At 57.5% G+C, this 17,166-nt stretch carries 16 protein-coding genes; 5 read left to right on the top strand and 11 right to left on the bottom strand.

What is annotated here, in order from left to right:
- Nucleotides 1-71: 71 nt before the first annotated feature.
- Nucleotides 72-599: a helix-turn-helix domain-containing protein gene (locus tag INF73_RS09910; protein ID WP_045260498.1), complete on the bottom strand. Its 528-nt coding sequence runs from the start codon at nucleotides 597-599 to the stop codon at nucleotides 72-74.
- A 92-nt stretch (nucleotides 600-691) separates the two neighbouring features.
- On the opposite strand from INF73_RS09910, the gene INF73_RS09905 reads away from it, so the two are divergent.
- Nucleotides 692-1,864 carry a benzoate/H(+) symporter BenE family transporter gene (locus INF73_RS09905; protein ID WP_028013122.1) on the top strand — a complete coding sequence of 391 codons (1,173 nt, stop codon included), beginning with the start codon at nucleotides 692-694 and terminating at the stop codon, nucleotides 1,862-1,864.
- On the opposite strand, the gene INF73_RS09900 is transcribed toward INF73_RS09905, so the two are convergent.
- A complete protein-coding gene (locus INF73_RS09900; protein WP_047365191.1) occupies nucleotides 1,838-2,710 on the bottom strand; it encodes a helix-turn-helix transcriptional regulator in 873 nt (290 codons plus the stop codon). The genes INF73_RS09905 and INF73_RS09900 overlap by 27 nt on opposite strands.
- A 172-nt stretch (nucleotides 2,711-2,882) precedes the next feature.
- Between INF73_RS09900 and INF73_RS09895 the strand changes: the two genes are divergently transcribed.
- Nucleotides 2,883-3,779, top strand: a complete 897-nt coding sequence (locus INF73_RS09895; RefSeq protein WP_047365193.1) for a DMT family transporter — start codon at nucleotides 2,883-2,885, stop codon at nucleotides 3,777-3,779.
- 33 nt (nucleotides 3,780-3,812) lie between these two features.
- Here INF73_RS09895 and INF73_RS09890 read toward each other — a convergent pair whose 3' ends face one another.
- Nucleotides 3,813-4,487, bottom strand: a complete 675-nt coding sequence (locus INF73_RS09890; protein WP_028013119.1) for a DUF3313 domain-containing protein — start codon at nucleotides 4,485-4,487, stop codon at nucleotides 3,813-3,815.
- Between the two features lie 134 nt (nucleotides 4,488-4,621).
- Complete coding sequence (locus INF73_RS09885) at nucleotides 4,622-6,217, bottom strand: ABC transporter substrate-binding protein (protein WP_047368531.1); 1,596 nt, start codon at nucleotides 6,215-6,217, stop codon at nucleotides 4,622-4,624.
- Nucleotides 6,218-6,328: 111 nt separating this feature from the next.
- On the opposite strand from INF73_RS09885, the gene pepT reads away from it, so the two are divergent.
- Complete coding sequence (gene pepT, locus INF73_RS09880; protein WP_136485857.1) at nucleotides 6,329-7,558, top strand: peptidase T; 1,230 nt, start codon at nucleotides 6,329-6,331, stop codon at nucleotides 7,556-7,558.
- Here the strand turns inward: pepT and tehB are convergent.
- Together tehB and tehA are read right to left on the bottom strand one after the other, a co-directional pair.
- On the bottom strand, nucleotides 7,555-8,148 hold the full coding sequence (gene tehB, locus INF73_RS09875; protein WP_193540203.1) for a tellurite resistance methyltransferase TehB: 594 nt from the start codon (nucleotides 8,146-8,148) through the stop codon (nucleotides 7,555-7,557). The genes pepT and tehB overlap by 4 nt on opposite strands.
- Nucleotides 8,148-9,149 carry a dicarboxylate transporter/tellurite-resistance protein TehA gene (tehA, locus tag INF73_RS09870; RefSeq protein WP_041910036.1) on the bottom strand — a complete coding sequence of 334 codons (1,002 nt, stop codon included), beginning with the start codon at nucleotides 9,147-9,149 and terminating at the stop codon, nucleotides 8,148-8,150. Before tehA ends, tehB begins: the two co-directional genes overlap by 1 nt.
- A gap of 122 nt (nucleotides 9,150-9,271) precedes the next feature.
- Between tehA and ydcK the strand changes: the two genes are divergently transcribed.
- A complete protein-coding gene (gene ydcK / locus INF73_RS09865; protein WP_193540202.1) occupies nucleotides 9,272-10,252 on the top strand; it encodes a YdcK family protein in 981 nt (326 codons plus the stop codon).
- Here ydcK and rimL read toward each other — a convergent pair.
- The 4 genes from rimL to INF73_RS09845 form a co-directional block, all read right to left on the bottom strand.
- Nucleotides 10,247-10,795, bottom strand: a complete 549-nt coding sequence (gene rimL, locus INF73_RS09860) for a 50S ribosomal protein L7/L12-serine acetyltransferase (protein ID WP_193540201.1) — start codon at nucleotides 10,793-10,795, stop codon at nucleotides 10,247-10,249. The genes ydcK and rimL overlap by 6 nt on opposite strands.
- 44 nt (nucleotides 10,796-10,839) lie before the next feature.
- Nucleotides 10,840-12,495, bottom strand: coding sequence for a glucan biosynthesis protein D (locus INF73_RS09855; RefSeq protein WP_193540200.1), 1,656 nt, complete (start codon nucleotides 12,493-12,495; stop codon nucleotides 10,840-10,842).
- A gap of 242 nt (nucleotides 12,496-12,737) precedes the next feature.
- Nucleotides 12,738-13,511 (bottom strand): transporter substrate-binding domain-containing protein, encoded by a 774-nt coding sequence (locus INF73_RS09850; RefSeq protein ID WP_025756391.1) that lies wholly within the window; start codon nucleotides 13,509-13,511, stop codon nucleotides 12,738-12,740.
- A gap of 22 nt (nucleotides 13,512-13,533) precedes the next feature.
- Nucleotides 13,534-14,703: a pyridoxal phosphate-dependent aminotransferase gene (locus INF73_RS09845; RefSeq protein ID WP_063438032.1), complete on the bottom strand. Its 1,170-nt coding sequence runs from the start codon at nucleotides 14,701-14,703 to the stop codon at nucleotides 13,534-13,536.
- A 114-nt stretch (nucleotides 14,704-14,817) separates the two neighbouring features.
- Here INF73_RS09845 and INF73_RS09840 point away from each other — a divergent pair, with 114 nt between their 5' ends.
- A complete protein-coding gene (locus tag INF73_RS09840; protein WP_193531858.1) occupies nucleotides 14,818-15,660 on the top strand; it encodes a LysR family transcriptional regulator in 843 nt (280 codons plus the stop codon).
- Here INF73_RS09840 and INF73_RS09835 read toward each other — a convergent pair.
- Nucleotides 15,647-17,152 (bottom strand): carboxylesterase/lipase family protein, encoded by a 1,506-nt coding sequence (locus tag INF73_RS09835; protein ID WP_193540199.1) that lies wholly within the window; start codon nucleotides 17,150-17,152, stop codon nucleotides 15,647-15,649. The genes INF73_RS09840 and INF73_RS09835 overlap by 14 nt on opposite strands.
- Nucleotides 17,153-17,166 lie beyond the last annotated feature (14 nt).

The following is a 17,166-nucleotide window of genomic DNA, read 5'->3' as shown; positions in this document are numbered from 1 at the left end:
TTATCCGTTATGGTCAAAATGGCGGCTATTGTAGTCAGAAGTATGCGCCAGCGAAACAGTTTTGCGTAGCCTCAGCGGGGATAATGGATCAGAGAGTGAAAATGCACCGGCCTGTCGCTGCTGTTGCGGTAGGCGTGCGGTTTATCACCGGCAAAACGGACGCCAGAATCGGCATGCACCGTCTGCCACTCGTCGTTGATGTTCATCTCCAGCTCGCCGCTGATGACCACCACATGTTCAATCACGCCTGCCTCATGCGGCGTGGACTCGCTCAGGGCACCCGGTGCCAGCGTGATGGAGAAATGATCGAACCGGAGCGTCTCATCCCAGGGAAAGAGCGGTTTGACCACCATCGCCTGCTGCTGTGAATCAAACACAGCCGGCCTGTCCGCCTCGGGCGTAATGAAAGCGGAAAACGGGACGTTCAGCCCGGTGGCAATTTTCCACAGCGTCGACACCGTCGGGCTGGACTCATTGCGCTCGATTTGCCCGAGCATCGCTTTCGACACGCCCGTTTCGTCCGCCAGCTTCGACAAACTCCAGCCGCGCGCCTGGCGCAGCGTTTTCAGCGTTGCTGCAAGATGTTGTGTAATGTCCATGCTCCCTCCTGATGGCCCTGAGCATACCACTTGTACGCTATAGCGCACAGTGTTACCTTATCGCGGACGTTATAACGCACAGCGGAGTTTCTATGCGCCCTACCTCTCATCTCGTTCCAGTCGTACTGGCTGGATTTGTCGCCGTTCTGGTCGGTTACGCCAGTTCGGCAGCCATCATCTGGCAGGCCGCCGCGGCGGCAGGCGCCAGCGCGCAGCAGATTGCGGGCTGGATGACCGCGCTGGGGGTTGGGATGGGCGTCAGCACGCTGGCGCTCTCCTGGTGGTATAAAGCTCCGGTGCTGACCGCCTGGTCTACGCCCGGCGCGGCGCTACTCGCCACCAGCCTGCACGGCGTGACGCTGGCCGAGACAATCGGCGTGTTTATCTTCGCCAACGCGCTCATTTTACTCTGCGGCATGACCGGGCTTTTCGCCCGCCTGATGAAGCTAATCCCACACTCACTGGCTGCGGCCATGCTGGCAGGCGTACTCCTGCAGTTTGGGCTGCATGCATTTGCCCATCTGGACGGGCACTTTCTGCTGTGCGGCAGCATGATTGCCGCGTGGCTGCTGGCGAAAGCGCTGGCACCGCGCTATGCAATCGTCGTTACGCTGCTGGTGGGCGGGATCGTGGCATGGGCGGGAGGTGACGTTGTCACCGATAAAATCACCATTTCCTTCGTGACACCTGAGTTTATTGCGCCCACGTTCACCTTCACCAGCCTGGTGAGCATCGGCTTGCCCTTCTTCCTGGTGACCATGGCCTCGCAAAATGCGCCCGGTTTCGCGACCATGAAAGCGTCCGGCTATCCGCTGGCGGTCTCACCGCTCATTATTTTTACGGGCGGGCTGGCGCTGCTGCTGTCCCCCTTCGGCGTCTTTTCCATCTGCATAGCCGCCATTACCGCCGCTATCTGTCAAAGCCCGGATGCCCACCCCGATGCCGGTAAACGCTGGCTGGCGGCCATCGCGGCCGGCGGGTTTTATCTGCTGGCGGGAGTGTTCGGCGGATCCATCACCGGGATAATGGCAGCGCTGCCGCTCAGCTGGATCCAGACGCTGGCCGGTCTGGCGCTGCTGGGCACCATCAGCGGAAGTTTATATCAGGCGCTGAATCATGAAGCGGAGCGCGACGCGGCTATCGTCACGTTTCTGATGACCGCAAGCGGCGTCACGATCCTGGGCATCGGCTCGGCATTCTGGGGGCTGGTGCTGGGCGGCGTAAGCTATGCCCTGTTTTCACGCGCTCGCCGCGCGCAGCTGTGACGGCGTGATGCCCATGACGCTGCGAAAACGGTTACTGAAGTGGCTGGCGGAGTTAAACCCGCAGGCCAGCGCGATATCCGTCAGCGGCGTCGAGGTATGCTGCACCAGGTTTTTCGCTTTTTCCATGCGCCGTTGCATGACGTACTGATGCGGCGCCAGCCCCGTCGACTGGCGGAACATGCGGGCAAAATGGTATTCGCTGAGTGCGGCCTGCGCCGCCAGATCGGCCAGCGTCAGGGGCTGTCCGAGGTTTTCTTCAATAAAAGCCAGCACGTTGCGCAGAACAAACGGCGATAGCCCGCCGGTAACGACCGGGAGCTTCCACTGAACGTTGGCGTAGTTTTGCAGCAGGTGGGTCAACAGCAGCGTAGAGGCCGTGCTCAGGGTGAGCTGGTTGGCCTGCTGCTGCCAGTCGCAGCCGAGCAGAAACTGGCGGTACAGCGCGGTGATCTTCGGGTCGCTGCCAAAAATGCGCTCGTCCAGAGTCAGCGACAGGGGCCGCTTGTCCCAGATTTTTTCGCCCACATCGCGCAGGTGTTCATCGGTGCAGTAGAGATGGACAAACGACAGGTCATCGCGAATATCCCAAGTCGATTCGCTCTCTTTCGGCATCAGACAGAAACGGTCCGGTCCCCCGCCGTTCTTCCAGCCGCCCGGCGTCTTTTGATAGCTTTCGTAACCGTCGGCAACGTACAGGCTAAGGGTATGATGATTGCTTTTAACCGTTATCGTATCGTGCTTGTTGTACCACGCCGCCAGCTGAATGCCGGAATTGAGCGCGACCGTTTCCCGCAGGACCGCATTCTGCTGGCGAAGCGTTTCAAAGGTATCGTAAGCGTGAGACATAACCGTTAGCGCGTTATTGAGTGAACTGTCAGTCTAAGAACTGTTGTCCCCCGTTGCCAGCCCCGGAAAAGAAAAAAGCGCAAGATTTTGCAAGTCTACCGCAAGCCGGTGAAAGCCCCAGAGCGATGACAGCGCCATACTGCGGGCTTCCGTGGTTTGATAAGAGAAAAATATGAACGCGTTATTATACGGACTGGTGGTGATCATCTGGGGAACCACCTGGATTGCCATTTTTCTGCAGCAGGGTCCCGTACCCGCCCCCGTCTCTATTTTCTGGCGTTTCGCGGTGGCCAGCGCCACGATGATGGTGGTGTTACTTGCCCTGCGCCGGTTGCGTAAGCTGGCGCTGCGGGATCATCTGTTCTGCATGCTTCAAGGATGCTGCGTCTTCTGCTTTAACTTCTGGTGTTTTTATACCGCGGCGGCACACATCAACACCGGGCTGGAATCGGTGATCTTCTCCATGGCGGTGCTCTACAACGCCATTAACTGTTTTATTTTCTTTGGACAGCGCCCGCCCGCGCGTTTTTGGACGGCGGCGGCGCTGGGTCTTGTAGGGATCGTGACCCTTTTCTGGGACGACCTGCTGGCCAGCGGCTGGAGCGTATCGCTTCTGACGGGCATTGGCCTTTCCGCCCTCGGCACGTACGGCTTCTCGCTGGGCAATATGATCAGCATGCGCCATCAGCGCAGAGGTCTGGAAACCATGACCACCAACGCCTGGGCTATGCTTTACGGCACGCTGGTGATGGGGGGTATTGCGCTCTTCAGAGGCGACAGTTTTACCCCGGAATGGACGGTCACCTATATGGGCGCGCTGCTCTATCTGGCCCTCTTCGGCTCGGTGATTGCCTTTGGCGCCTACTTCACGCTGGTGGGACGTATCGGCCCCGGGAAAGCGGCCTACAGTACGCTGCTCTTCCCGCTGGTGGCGCTCTCTATCTCAACGGTGTATGAAGGTTACGTCTGGCACATCAACGGTATCGTCGGTTTGCTGCTGATTCTGGGCGGGAATATGGTGATGTTCACGAAACCAGAGACCTGGTTCAGGCGCCTGCGTACGGCGTAAAAAAACGGCCTGCGCAATGCAGGCCGCTTAACGTTATTTCGCTGTTTTATGCACGTCAAACATGGTGGCGTCCGTCGCCATGTCGTCAACAACCTGCTTCAGCGTCGCAAAGGTCATCGGCGTACTTTCGTTATTCAGCTCTTTACCTTCACCTTTACGAACCACCTTCATCACCGGTTTATTGGTGGCCGCGTCGATCAGCTCACCTTCAAAGTAGAGATGGGTATCCATGGTGCGATGGCCGGTAGCCATCTGCGTACCTGCTACCACCAGCGCGACCGGCACCACTTCATAGAACTGCAGGCCTTCTTTCTGCGAACTCACCCCGGTAATAGCACCGCGGAAAATCAGGCTGTGTTTACCCGGCGTGGTCACAATCGGCTTACGGGTACCAATAGCCGTTTTCATTTTGTTATTGGTGTAATTCAGCAGCTCATCAAGGGTTTGTTTCCCGATCTGAGTCGTCGGTTTTGGCGTTGGATAATAGGTGATTGGCGTCCAGATAATGCTGTCATAGTTGGCTTCGTTATAGGAAGGGTCAACCCAACGCAGCGTTGGTTTACCCGTTGCAGACGTCGTCTGCTGCAAGCCGGAATAATCTTTTAAAAAGCCTGAATATTGTTCTGGAGCCGCGACTTTTGAAGAACAGCCCGCCACTGCCAATAAACCCGTAAGCACTGCAACTTTAAAAAAAGTTTGAGTACGCATGATAGTTTTCCATGTAATCTGCAAGTATGCATTTGAAGTTATAGCAAAAGTTCGGTGGGTTTGTTGTGACAAAAAATGACGTGGGGAGCACAAATTGCGAAAAGAATGCCCGGCAGCGTACCGGGCAGAGAAAATTACTGATTAATATCCACCTGCCAGAACAAATGTTTACCAAACGGATCGATTTCGTAACCTGTCACCTCTTTGCGCACCGGTTCGAAGATCGTTGAATGCGCAATCATAACCGCCGGCATCTGGTCATGCATGATCTGCTGCGCCTCTTTATACAGCGCCACGCGCTTGTCGCGATCGGTAGTTGATTTTGCCTCCGCGATAATTTTATCGAACGGCTTATAGCACCACTTCGCCGAATTCGAACCGCCGTTGGCCGAGGTGCAGGTAAACAGCGGGCCAAAAAAGTTATCCGGGTCGCCCGTTGCGGTCGTCCAGCCCATCAGGGCAGCCTGATGTTCACCGTCCTTCACGCGCTTGAGATATTCGCCCCATTCGTAGGTGACAATTTTGGTCTGCACCCCCACCTTCGCCCAGTCAGCCTGAATCATCTCCGCCATCCGTCTGGCGTTCGGGTTATAGGGCCGCTGGACGGGCATCGCCCACAGGTCAATACTCATGCCGCCGGCTAAACCGGCCTCTTTCAGCAACGCTTTGGCTTTTTCAGGATCGTAATCGTAATCCTTCAGCTCGCTGTCAGCGCTCCAGACGCCCGGCGGCAGCAGGTTTTTCGCAGCGGTGCCGGTGCCGTGGAACACCGCGTCGATAATGGCCGGCTTATTGATCGCCATCGCCAGCGCCTGGCGAACCTTCACGTTATCCAGCGGCGGCTTTTGGGTATTAAACGCCAGGAACCCCGTGTTCAGCCCGGCCTTGCTCATCAGCGTAATATCTTTATTAGCCTTCATACGCGGCAGATCCGCCGGGTTCGGGAACGGCATCACCTGGCATTCGTTTTTCTCAATTTTGGCAAAACGCACGGAGGGATCCGGGGTGATGGTAAAGACCAGCCTGTCCAGCTTTGATTTCCCCTGCCAGTAGTCGGCAAACGCCGTAAACAGAATGCGGGAATCCTTCTGATATTGCGCCAGCTTAAACGGCCCGGTGCCAATGGGCTGCATATCCACCTTCTCCGGCGTGCCCGCTTTCAACATTGCATCGGCATACTCCGCGGAGAGGATCGAGGCAAAATACCATGCCAGATCCGCAACAAACGGCGCTTCAGGGTGCGCCAGGGTAAAGCGCACCGTGTGGTCATCGACTTTATCAATAGCGGTAATCAGGCTGCCAAACTCCAGGCTTTCGAAGTTGGAATAGCTGCCGTTAGAGACGTTGTGATAGGGATGGTTCACGTCCTTCTGGCGCATAAACGAGAAGATCACGTCATCGGCGTTAAAATCGCGGGTCGGCGTGAAGAATTTATTGCTCTGAAACTTCACCCCTTTACGCAGATGGAAGGTATAAACCTTGCCGTCGTCGCTCACCTCCCAGCGCTCTGCCAGGCTCGGCACCAGCTCCGTGGTACCGGGTTTGAAATCGACCAGCCGGTTGTAGACCGGCACTGCGCTGGCATCCACGCTGGTGCCCGAGGTGTATAACTGGGGATTAAAGTTTTCCGGTGACCCTTCGGAGCAATACACCAGCGTTTTCGCGGCTACGGTGGAACTGACCGTGAGCGCAGCGAGTGCCAGCGTTAACGTTGTGCGTTTGCTTGTCATCATTTATTCCTGTCTTTTTAATTCGACGGCTAATTAATTCTTTTGCCATTTCATAAATAACATTAAAGTGATGTGGCAAACACCCAAAAAATAAATAAGGAAGAAAACACTATGGGCTCGCCGCTTTCCAGACAATTAACGCACCGTTTTTTCCGCTATCTTGCGATTACCAGCCAGAGCGATCCGAAAGTGAAAACTCTGCCCTCGACGCCGGGCCAGCACGACATGGCGCGAGAGCTGGCGCAGGAGCTGGCGCAGCTGGGGTTAGACGACATCGTGATTGACGAATTCGCGACCGTGACGGCAGTGAAAAAAGGCAACGTGCCCGGTGCGCCGCGCATCGGCTTTATTACCCACATTGATACCGTAGACGTCGGTTTATCACCGAATATTCATCCGCAAATATTAACGTTTAATGGTGAAGATCTCTGTCTGAATAAAGAAAAAGACATCTGGCTGCGCGTGAACGAGCACCCGGAAATTCTGGCTTATCCGAATGAGGAGATTATTTTCAGCGACGGTACCAGCGTATTGGGCGCAGACAATAAAGCGGCGGTGACGGTGGTAATGACCGTTCTGGAAAACCTCACCGCTGAGCATCAGCATGGCGACATTGTGGTCGCGTTTGTGCCCGACGAAGAGATTGGCCTGAACGGCGCCAAGGCGTTGGATCTGAAACGCTTCGACGTGGACTTTGCCTGGACCATCGACTGCTGTGAGCTGGGAGAAATTGTTTACGAGAATTTTAACGCGGCAGCGGCAGAGATCCACTTCACCGGCGTGACGGCGCACCCGATGTCCGCCAAAGGGGTACTGGTGAACCCGTTACTGATGGCGACCGACTTCATCAGCCATTTCGACCGCCAGCAAACCCCGGAGTGTACCGAAGGCCGCGAGGGCTATATCTGGTTTAACGGCATTCAGGCCGGACAGAACGACGCCGTGCTAAAGGCTAATATTCGCGATTTTGATAAAGCCAGCTTTGCCGCCCGCAAGCAGCAGATTGCGGACGTCGCCGCGCTGATTGCCGCCCAACACCCGACGGCGAAGGTCGACTATCGCATTGAAGATACCTACAGCAACATCAGCAATGCGATTGGTGAAGACCGGCGCGCCATCGACCTGATGTTTGAGGCGATGGAATCGCTCGGCATCACCCCAAAACCGATCCCTATGCGCGGCGGCACGGACGGTGCGGCGCTGTCGGCAAAAGGGCTACTCACCCCGAACTTCTTCACCGGCGCGCATAATTTCCACTCGAAGTTTGAGTTCCTGCCGCTGTCGTCGTTCGAGGCGTCTTACAAGACTGCCCTGCAGATCTGCCTGCTGGCCGCCCGTTAAGCGGGCTTGCGCGCCAGCATGGTGGCAAAGCGCAGCTTGATGCGGTTGCCGTTTTCATCGGTGCGGTGCAGTTCGCCAACCTCTTCGTTGTATTTGAGCAGCTCCCAGCCTTCGTAGAAGCTGCTCAGCTCACCGCTTTTGAACGCAAACGGGAAGCCGACGGTGCACGGGTAATCCGCCGTGTCCATCGCGGCAACGATCAGGTTGTAGCCGCCGGGTTTGGTGCAGCGCTGCATGTTGGCGATAAGGCCCGGAATGGTTTTCGCCTCCAGGAACATCAGCACCACGGTGGAGAGAATAAAGTCGTACTCGCCGTCAAAGCTCAGGCTGTTAAGATCTTTGACGGCAGTGTGCAGATTCTCAATCCCTTCTGCCGCCTTGATGCGCTCAATGTTATCAACGCTCATCGGGTTTTTATCCCAGGCGGTCACCTCGTGGCCGTTGGCCGCCAGGTAAAGGCTGTTGCGGCCATTTCCGCAGCCCAGATCCAATGTCTTTCCGGGCTTTACGATCCCGGCGCTGTACAGCACCTCTGAATGCGTACGGGTTAAGCCATATTTCTCTGTGAAGTAATTTTCATCGACAGCCATTATTTTTCCTCAGATTGCATAAGCAGTGCCTTATCAGTGCGCACCAGAAGTTTGCCCTGAATCAGCAGAATAAACGTACGGACCAACAGCATCCCAATGATGAGATTGGTAAAGATAAACAGCGGCACGGCAATGGCGTGGAAGAATCCAGACGAACTGCCGTGACCCAGATGCAGCCCGGTGGTAGCCAGAGCCGACACGCCAAACGAGAAGCTCCAGAAGGAGGCGTTAAACGGCTGAGACACGTACCACGGCAGCAGGCGCAGCATAAAGAGCAACTGCAACAGGCCGTAGCCGAACAGCATTTTGGCGAAGGTGTCGGCTTCCCCACCGTTGACGCTAAACCAGGCGCTGCACGCCACCAGCGCGGGAGCCAGCTGAATGCCTAAAGCGGTGCGCTGCGCGGTGGGAAGCTCCCCGGCGCTGCGAAGACGCTGGAGGATCACCGGCTCCAGGCTGAGCCAGGAAAAGACGCCCGCGCCGAGAAAAACGAGCCCTGCATCGTTAAACCCCAGAGCACCGCACGCCATCGCGCTGATGAAATTATTCGCCACGGTCGGCAGATACAATCCGGGCGTGGTGGCCTCCTGCGGGTGCCTGCCTCGCCAGAGCCCGGCGCTTTGCCAGGCGGAATAAGCAAGCTGTAACACCACGCCCACGCCGAACAGCGCCAGCGATACCGGGCGGAACCAGGGCACGAAACCGATGGCGACCAGCATGGTGGTGGCCGGAAAAAGGCTGACGAAGCTGCTCATTACCGGGTGGCGCATCTCTGCCAGCACGCTGTGCGGGAAACGGATCGCACGGGTGATAAACGCCGTCGTCAGTAAAAACCAGCAGGCAACTGCGAGAGCGACCAGTATCTCACCCGGCCAGCGCGTCACCGGCCACAGGGTGCTGGCGTATCGCCAGGCGAAACCCATGCCGATGATGCCCAGCACCATGCCAAAATAGCCTGCGGGAAGGTTAAGCGCCTGTTCAGGTTTGTTTAATTTATCCATTAATTTGAATTATTAAAATGTATTTTAAATGCCATTTTAAGGGGTTTCAGCAACGGATGCCAGCACAACGGAAAGCCGAAAGTTTGCTACGTTTAGTGAAGACGCATATCAGGGACCCCACGATGAATAAGTATCGGCTCAGCGATGAAACCCGGCTCTGGCAATGGAAAAATGGCGAAACATCCCACTCAACGACGCTGCGGCAGATTATCGCTACGGTGGACTTTAACGATGTGAAGGCCGGCACGAAAGGCGGCTGGATTGACGATGAGCGCGCCCTTGCGCAGGACGGAGACTGCTGGATCTACGATGAAAACAGCGTGGTATTCGCTGGCGCAACCGTGTCCGGCAACGCGCGCCTGACCCTGCCGTGCACCGTCAGCCATGACGCGCATATCGGCGATAACTGCTGGCTTGACGCCGCAGAGGTCAGCCACGGGGCGCGAATAAGTGACAACGTCACAATTCAGCACTCCTGCGTGCGAGGTGAGTGCCATCTCTACGGCGACGCGCGCGTGCTGCACAACAGCGTTATCATTGCCGCTAAAGGCCTCACGCCGGACCACGACCAGATCCTGCAAATTTACGGCAAGGCGACGGTAAGCCGGTCGCGCATTGTGCATCAGGCACAAATATACGGCGAGGCGATGGTGAATAACGCGTTTGTTGAGCACCGCGCCGAAGTGTTCGACTGCGCGATCCTCGAAGGTAACGAACTCAACAATGTCTGGGTGTGCGACTGCGCCAAAGTGTACGGCAACGCCCGCGTGATAGCCGGTTTCGACGATGATGCCATCCCTACCGTGCGCTACAGCTCTCAGATTACCGAGAATGCCGTGGTGGAAGGAAACTGCATCATCAAGCACCACGTTCTGATCGGCGGTCAGGCATGGCTGCGCGGCGGGCCGATCATGCTGGATGATAAAGTGGTGATTCAGGGACGCGCGCGGATCAGCGGCGACGTGCTGATTGAGCATCGGGTAGAAATCACCGACGATGCGGTGATAGAGGCCTTTGCTGGTGAGAGCATTCACCTGCGCGGTGAAAAGGTGATCAACGGCGACCAGCGCATCACCCGCACGCCGCTGCTGGGGGCGCTATAAGGTATAAATTTTGCCGTAGATGTTCACATCGTCATAGGCGCCATTGAGGTATTCCGCTTCCCGCAGGCACCCTTCCAGCGTAAAACCGTTGCGCAGGGCCACGCTGTTGCTGTGCTGATTCGCCACCCGACACTTGATCACAAATCGGCGGACCTCACCGCGCTCAGCGTAGTAGCGCATAAACGCCTGCAGCGACTGCGAGAGGATCCCCTGCCCCTGATGTGCTTCATCCAGCCAGTAGCCGATGTACGCGGCTTTGTTGGCAGGCTCAATCGCATTAAACGACAGTACGCCGACCAGCGCATCCTCCCTGAAGATCAAAAACATTTTGGCGTAGCCGCGCTGGTGCAGCATCTGGTTACTCTGCACGTTGCGTCGGGTGTCATCTTCAGTCCCCACGTGCTGTGCCCAGTCAAAGGCGGTTTGCAGATAGGCCCTGTTTTTGACGACGAGGTTATGCAGTTCGGCGGTGTAGCGCTCTTCAACGGCGCGAAGCTCGAGCGCGTCAGATACGGGAATAGTTTCGGATTTTGTTGCGGCCATTGCCCCTCACCCTAACCCTCTCCCGTGGGAGAGGGAATCGATCGTTAACGCATTACCCGGTCATCAACGTAATGACGTTTATCCGGCGCTGGCGGGAAATACTGATACAGCCAGGTTTCGCTGATGGCATCGCCCTGACAGCGCAGGAACAGGCGCATATCCACCGGCTCCGTCGAATCCGACGTCGGGTACCAGTCAAACAGAATGCGATACCCGTCAAACGGCTCAACGTAAAGGATCTCCACCTGCTTCGCTTCACCGCTGGAGAGCGTAATCACCGGCTCGATGCCCTTCGGCGCAGCGGCCTTCAGGTCGCCGCCGACGAAATCAATCGCAAAGCGACGGGCCCACACTTTCGGATAGTGTTCGCCCGGCGCCCAGCCCTCCGGGAAGCCGCCCATGCCGGTGCGGGTCGCGTAAACGTTGGCCAGCGGGGAACGCACCGGCGGCTGCGCGCTCCAGTAGAGACGATATTCAAAGTCCAGCTCGTCGCCCGCTTTCACCGGTTTTTCCGGCTGCCAGAAGCAGACCACGTTATCCAGCGTTTCACCGGTGGTTGGGATCTCCATCAGCGCGATAGATCCTTTCCCCCAGTCGTTGCGCGGCTCAACCCACAGGCTCGGGCGTTTGTTATACCAGCCCATCACGTCCTGATAGTGGGAGAAATCGCGATCGAGCTGCAGCAGGCCGAACCCTTTCGGGTTTTTGTCCAGATAGGCATTAAACTGCAGCTTTTGCGGGTTATTGAGCGGACGGCAGATCCACTCCCCGTTGCCGCGCCACATTGCCAGGCGGTCGGAGTCGTGGATTTGCGGGTGAATGGTGTCGCACATGCGGCGTTCGTTGTTGCCGCAGCTGAACATGCTGGTCATCGGCGCGATGCCCAGCTGCTTAATGTCCTTACGCGCGTAGAGATGGTTTTCCACCTCCATGATCACCTGGCTCTTCTCGCAGTGGATCACGAATTTATAGGCACCGGTGACGCTCGGGCTGTCCAGCAGCGTATAGACGGTAAAGGTGGTATCGCCAGGCTTGACGGTTTCAAACCAGAAGGAGGTAAAGTCCGGGAACTCTTCCGGGGTGTCGGTAAAGGTATCTACCGCCAGACCGCGCGCGGAAAGCCCGTACTGGTAGGTGTCGTCCACCGCGCGGAAATAGCTCGCCCCGAGGAAAGAGACGATATCGCGGCGCGCCAGCTCAGGCGCTTTAAAGGCGCGGAAGCCCGCAAAGCCGAGATCGCTTTGCCCTTCCAGCTGTTTGGTATCGACACCCGTGTCACCGTAGCTGAACAGCTCAGGGCGGAAGTGGATCTCGCGCGCCATAGAGGTAGACTGGTCCAGCGAGAACATCCGCACACGGCGGCGGAACCCCATTCCCATGTGGAAGAACTGCACGTCCAGCTGACGCCCTTCAATGTTGTTCCACAGAGACTGTTTTTCATCGTAGCGGATGGCGTTATACGCCTGCGGCGTCATGGTCGCCAGCGTCTCCGGCAGCGGACGCGGCGCGCCACCCCACGGGGTTTTCGCCAGGTCATGCGCCATGGATTGCAGTACGGAGAAGTCAAACCGACGGCTCTGACCGTCAGCGATGTCAGAGTCAGCCGCATATGCCGCTTTGGAAAACAGGGAAGCAAGGCCGGAGGTGCCGCTCAGGGCTGCCACAGCCAGCGAGCCTTTTAGAAAACGTCTGCGATTCATGCCTGGAAAAACGTCCTTATGGTCGTGTGAATGTGTTTCGCGCTCGGCGAAATGACGGCAAGAAAGAACGCACAGCCTAAACAAAAATGGTTAAGAATCCAATTGTTGGCCGGTGATTATATGAACAAAGTGAGAAATATTTTCTGTCGACCAGAACGGCCCGAAAGTGGTGTAAAGAAAGCCTGGAAAATGTGTAGAAAAATGCCCCGTCAGGACATCAGCTGACGGGGCCAATGAGGCGGTTATTTTACGCTGACATCGATACCCGGGAAGTACTTATCAGCGAGTTTGGCGATCGTGCCGTCGGCACGTACTTTATCAATGGCGGCATCAAGCTGCTTTTTGGTGGCCTCGTCACCTTTGCGCAACCCAAAGCCGATCCCACTGCCGAGGATTGTGTCGTCAGACACCGGTTTGCCGATGAAGCCAAACCCTTTTCCCTGCGGCTTGCTGAGGAAACCCGCCTGCCCGGCCGCGGACATGACCAGCGAGGCGTCAATGCGGCCATTCAGCAGGTCACCCCAGGCCATATTCTGATCTTTATACGACACCACGGTGACACCCTGCTTTTCCCAGTGCTCTTTGGCATAGGTTTCCTGAATAGACCCCTGCAGCACGCCGATGGTTTTCCCCTTCAGCCCTTCAGGCGTTGCTTCGACCGCCGTACCGGCCTTGCCCACCAGCTGAGACGGAATGCGGTAGATCGGCTGGGTAAAATCGATGCTCTTGCGGCGCTGCTCGGTAATGTTCATCGCCGAGTTGATGGCGTCAAACTTCTTCGCCACCAGCCCCGGGATCAGCGCGTCAAACGAGGTTTCGACCCAGCTGCACTTCAGCGCTGCCGCTTTGCAGATGGCATTTCCCAGCTCAACGTCAAACCCTTCCAGTTCGCCTGCCGCATTACGGCTTTCAAACGGCGGATATTCCGCTTCCAGACCGTAGCGCAGCTCGGTGGCCGCGAAGGAGGAAAAGGTACACAGCAATCCCATGCCGACTACTAACGCGCGTAATTTCATTTCAAACTCCTCAGAGCCTATCTCAGCGTGGTTTAACCCGACACAGGGCTTGAGCACCTGCCCGTAACGTCGCCTCATCTTTCGCAAAAGAGAGACGAATCAATTTATTATCCGTGCCGTCGGCATAAAACGCCGACAGCGGAATGGTGGCAACACCGTACTCAACAATCAGCCGCTTCACCAGCTCGCTGTCGCGCTCGTCGCTAAACTGGCTGTAGTCCGCCAGCATAAAGAACGACCCGGCGCTCGGAAGCAGGGTAAACGGCGAATCGGCCAGCAGGCCGTGCAGCAGATCGCGCTTACGCTGGTAAAACGCCGACAGCGACAGCCAGGTTTGCGGATCGGTCATGTGTTCTGCAAACGCGTATTGCATTGGCGTATCGGCAGAGAACATCAAAAATTGATGGACTTTACATATCTCGTCCATCAGCTCTGCTGGCGCCACACAATAACCCACGCGCCAGCCGGTGACGTGATAGGTTTTTCCGAAAGAAGAAATAATCACGCTACGCTCCGCCAGCTGCGGGTGCGTGGCCATCCCGTGGTGCGGTTCCCCATCAAACACGACGTGTTCATACACTTCGTCAGACAAAATAATGATGTCGGTATTGCGCGTCAGCGCCGCCAGCTGCTGCAGGTCATTAGCGGAGAAGACCTGGCCGCTCGGGTTGTGCGGCGTATTGATGATGATCATGCGCGTGCGCGGGGTGATTGCCGCACGGACCTCATCCCAGTTGACGGCAAAATCCGGCACCGTGAGCTTGATGGCGACAGGCGTTGCCCCCTGCAGACGAACAATCGGCGCGTAGCTGTCAAACGACGGCTCAAAGTAGATCACCTCATCGCCGGGGTGCACCAGTCCGCTTATCGCCGAATAGAGCCCTTCGCTGGCGCTGGCGGTGACCAGCACCTCGCTGGCAGGGTTATACTGCGTGCCGTAGAGCGCGGCAATCTTATCGGCGATGCGTTCTTTGAGCGGCTGCAGGCCGGTCATCGACGCATACTGGTTATGCCCTGCCTCCATCGCGCGGGTAACGCCGGCGATCAGCTTCGGGTCGCAGGAAAAATTCGGTGCCCCCTGAGAAAGGTTGATGGCGTTATGCTGGGCCGAAAGCTGGCCGATAACGGTAAAAATGGTGGTCCCCACGTCTGGCAGCTTGGAGCGCGTTTGCACCGGCGTTCGTAAAGTCATCCTCTTTCCCTTCTCATGGATATTGCATAACTATTCAAACAACAACTCCGTTGCCGGGACAATCGAATTGTTGTCATAATAGCCATGAGAAAAATGCATAGCTGAGGTGTTTCAATGTCACGCCGTTCGCTCCCGCTCAATGCCATCGACGCATTTTTAGTCACCGCGCGTCATCTGAATCTTACCCACGCCGCCGCGGAACTCTGCCTGACGCAGGGGGCCGTGAGCCGTAAGATTGCCTCCCTTGAAGCCTGGTTTGGCTTTCCGCTGTTTGAGCGCCACGCGCGCGGGTTGCGCCTCTCCCCTCAGGGCAGCGCCCTGCTTCCCGAACTGCAGTCCTCCTTCGAACAACTGCTGAGCGTGGCCGACCAGGCCCGCAGCCAGCACACGGTGATCCGCCTCAAGGCCCCCACCTGCGCGATGCGCTGGCTGGTGCCGCGCCTGCTGGAAGTGGAGCGCGAGCAGCCGGATCTGCAGATCGCGCTCACCACCACGACCGATCATAACGTCAATTTCAAAACCGAATCTTACGATGCCGCCATCGTCTTCGGCACGCACATGAGCGCAGGCGATCTGCTGTTCGAAGAGGCGCTGACGCCGGTGTTCAGCCCCGTGCGAGCGGGTGCCGCGCTGGGTTCGCTGACGTTTCTTCATCCGACAAGGGATAAGACAGACTGGTCACTGTGGCTGGCGAATCAGGAAGGTCCGGGCTTTGCTATGCACAAAAATCAACACTTCGATACGATGGATCTCGCCATTACCGCCGCCATTCAGGGACTGGGCGTAGCCATTGCCGACGAAACGCTGGTGGCAGAAGATATCCGCGCCGGAAGGCTAATGCGGCCCTATGAGACCAGCATTAAAACCGGCGCGAGCTACCGGCTGGTGCTGCGCGAAACGCCTTGTCAGGAGAATGGTCTGGCGGCGTTTCGCGCCTGTTTGCTTAATCGAGGCTGACGTGGTGCTTCATTACGCGCTTGAAGAGGCTCATGCGGGCGCGCATAAAGCGGTTTTCAAGCCTGAAACCTGCATGTTTATTCACACCAATGCGTAACAGCACGTCCCGCCCTTTGCGGCAGGCGGGCCAGCGCGTCGGCCCGTGAAGGCTGTCATGCGTTCCGGCATCGCGCGCAAAGCTCACCCAGTAATCAGCTACCTGGGCGGCAAACGCCAGATCCCGTTCGTTAACGTACTGGCGCGAAGGCTCCACCTGCCCGAGGGTATCGAACGCGTACGGCACCTCATTGCCGTGCCAGGCACCGTTGATATAGGTGGCGTGTTCCGCTTCGGCCACATAGTCAAACCAGTAGCGCCAGCAAAGCCCGCCGACGCGCTGCTGGGCCTGCATCACCACGTAGCCCATAGTGGTGAAGGCCATGTCGCGGCACACCTGCCTGCCGAGCTCCTCGTCGCCCTTCACGCCCGGATAAAGCAGCTTGATGAGCCCCAGCCCGAAGCGGCGCTCCCGGCGAAGCTTCTGGATCTGCCCGGCGAGATCGACACCAAACACCGCCATCACGCTGGCTTCATCGCTGTTGGAGCCAATCATCACCGGCACGGGATGCTGGCGGGCGGCGAAAAAGACGTCCAGCATCGCCTCCGGCAGAACGCAATCCCCAACGATAGGGGCCGGGGCGACGTTCAGCGGCGCGGTCAGCGGCCAGAACGCCTCGGGCGGGATCGCGCGCAGCTGCTCTGCCGTCGCATTTCCCAGCCCGAAGTGGGCGGCCAGCGCTTCCCCTTTTTGCAGGGCCTGCGCGCGCGGCGTATCCGGCAAAGTGTACCCGCTTTGCACTATCGCCTTATGGAATAGTCCTTTCGCCAGCGGCGAGGCCAGCAGCGACAGCACGCTGCGCGCGCCGGCGGATTCACCAAACAGGGTCACGTTATTCGGGTCGCCACCAAACGCGGCAATATTATCCCGCACCCATTCGAGCGCGGCGATCTGGTCCAGCAGGGCAAAATTATGCACCACCCGCTCCTCTTCACCTTCCAGAGCGGGATGGGCGAAGAAGCCGAGATGGCCGAGACGGTAGTTAATCGTGACGACAACCACACCGCGGGATGCCAGGGCTTTGCCGTTATACGGCGGCAGGCTTCCGGCGCCGATCGTAAACCCGCCGCCGTGCAGCCAGACCATGACCGGCAGCGGCCCGGTACGGTCGATAGGGGACCAGACGTTCAGATAGAGGCAGTCTTCAGAAAACTGGCCGGGATCGCCCCCGCCCAGCTCCTGACAATATTCACTGCTTTGCCAGCTTGAGGGCGAAAAGTCGGTAGCTACACGCACGCCATCCCAGCGTTCCGGCGGCCGGGGTGAGCGCCAGCGCCAGTCGCCAACGGGAGGTGCGGCATAGGGAATACCGCGCCAGAGGTGAACGTTTTCATCGGTTAAACCAGACAGTGCGCCCTGGCGCGTTTCAACCACAGGGGCGGAAGGATTTTGCATAACGACCTTATTTT

The organism is Enterobacter cloacae complex sp. P6RS, from assembly GCF_014982245.1.
Classification (GTDB): Bacteria; Pseudomonadota; Gammaproteobacteria; order Enterobacterales; family Enterobacteriaceae; genus Enterobacter; species Enterobacter bugandensis.
This window is presented reverse-complemented; position numbering and strand designations above follow the sequence as displayed.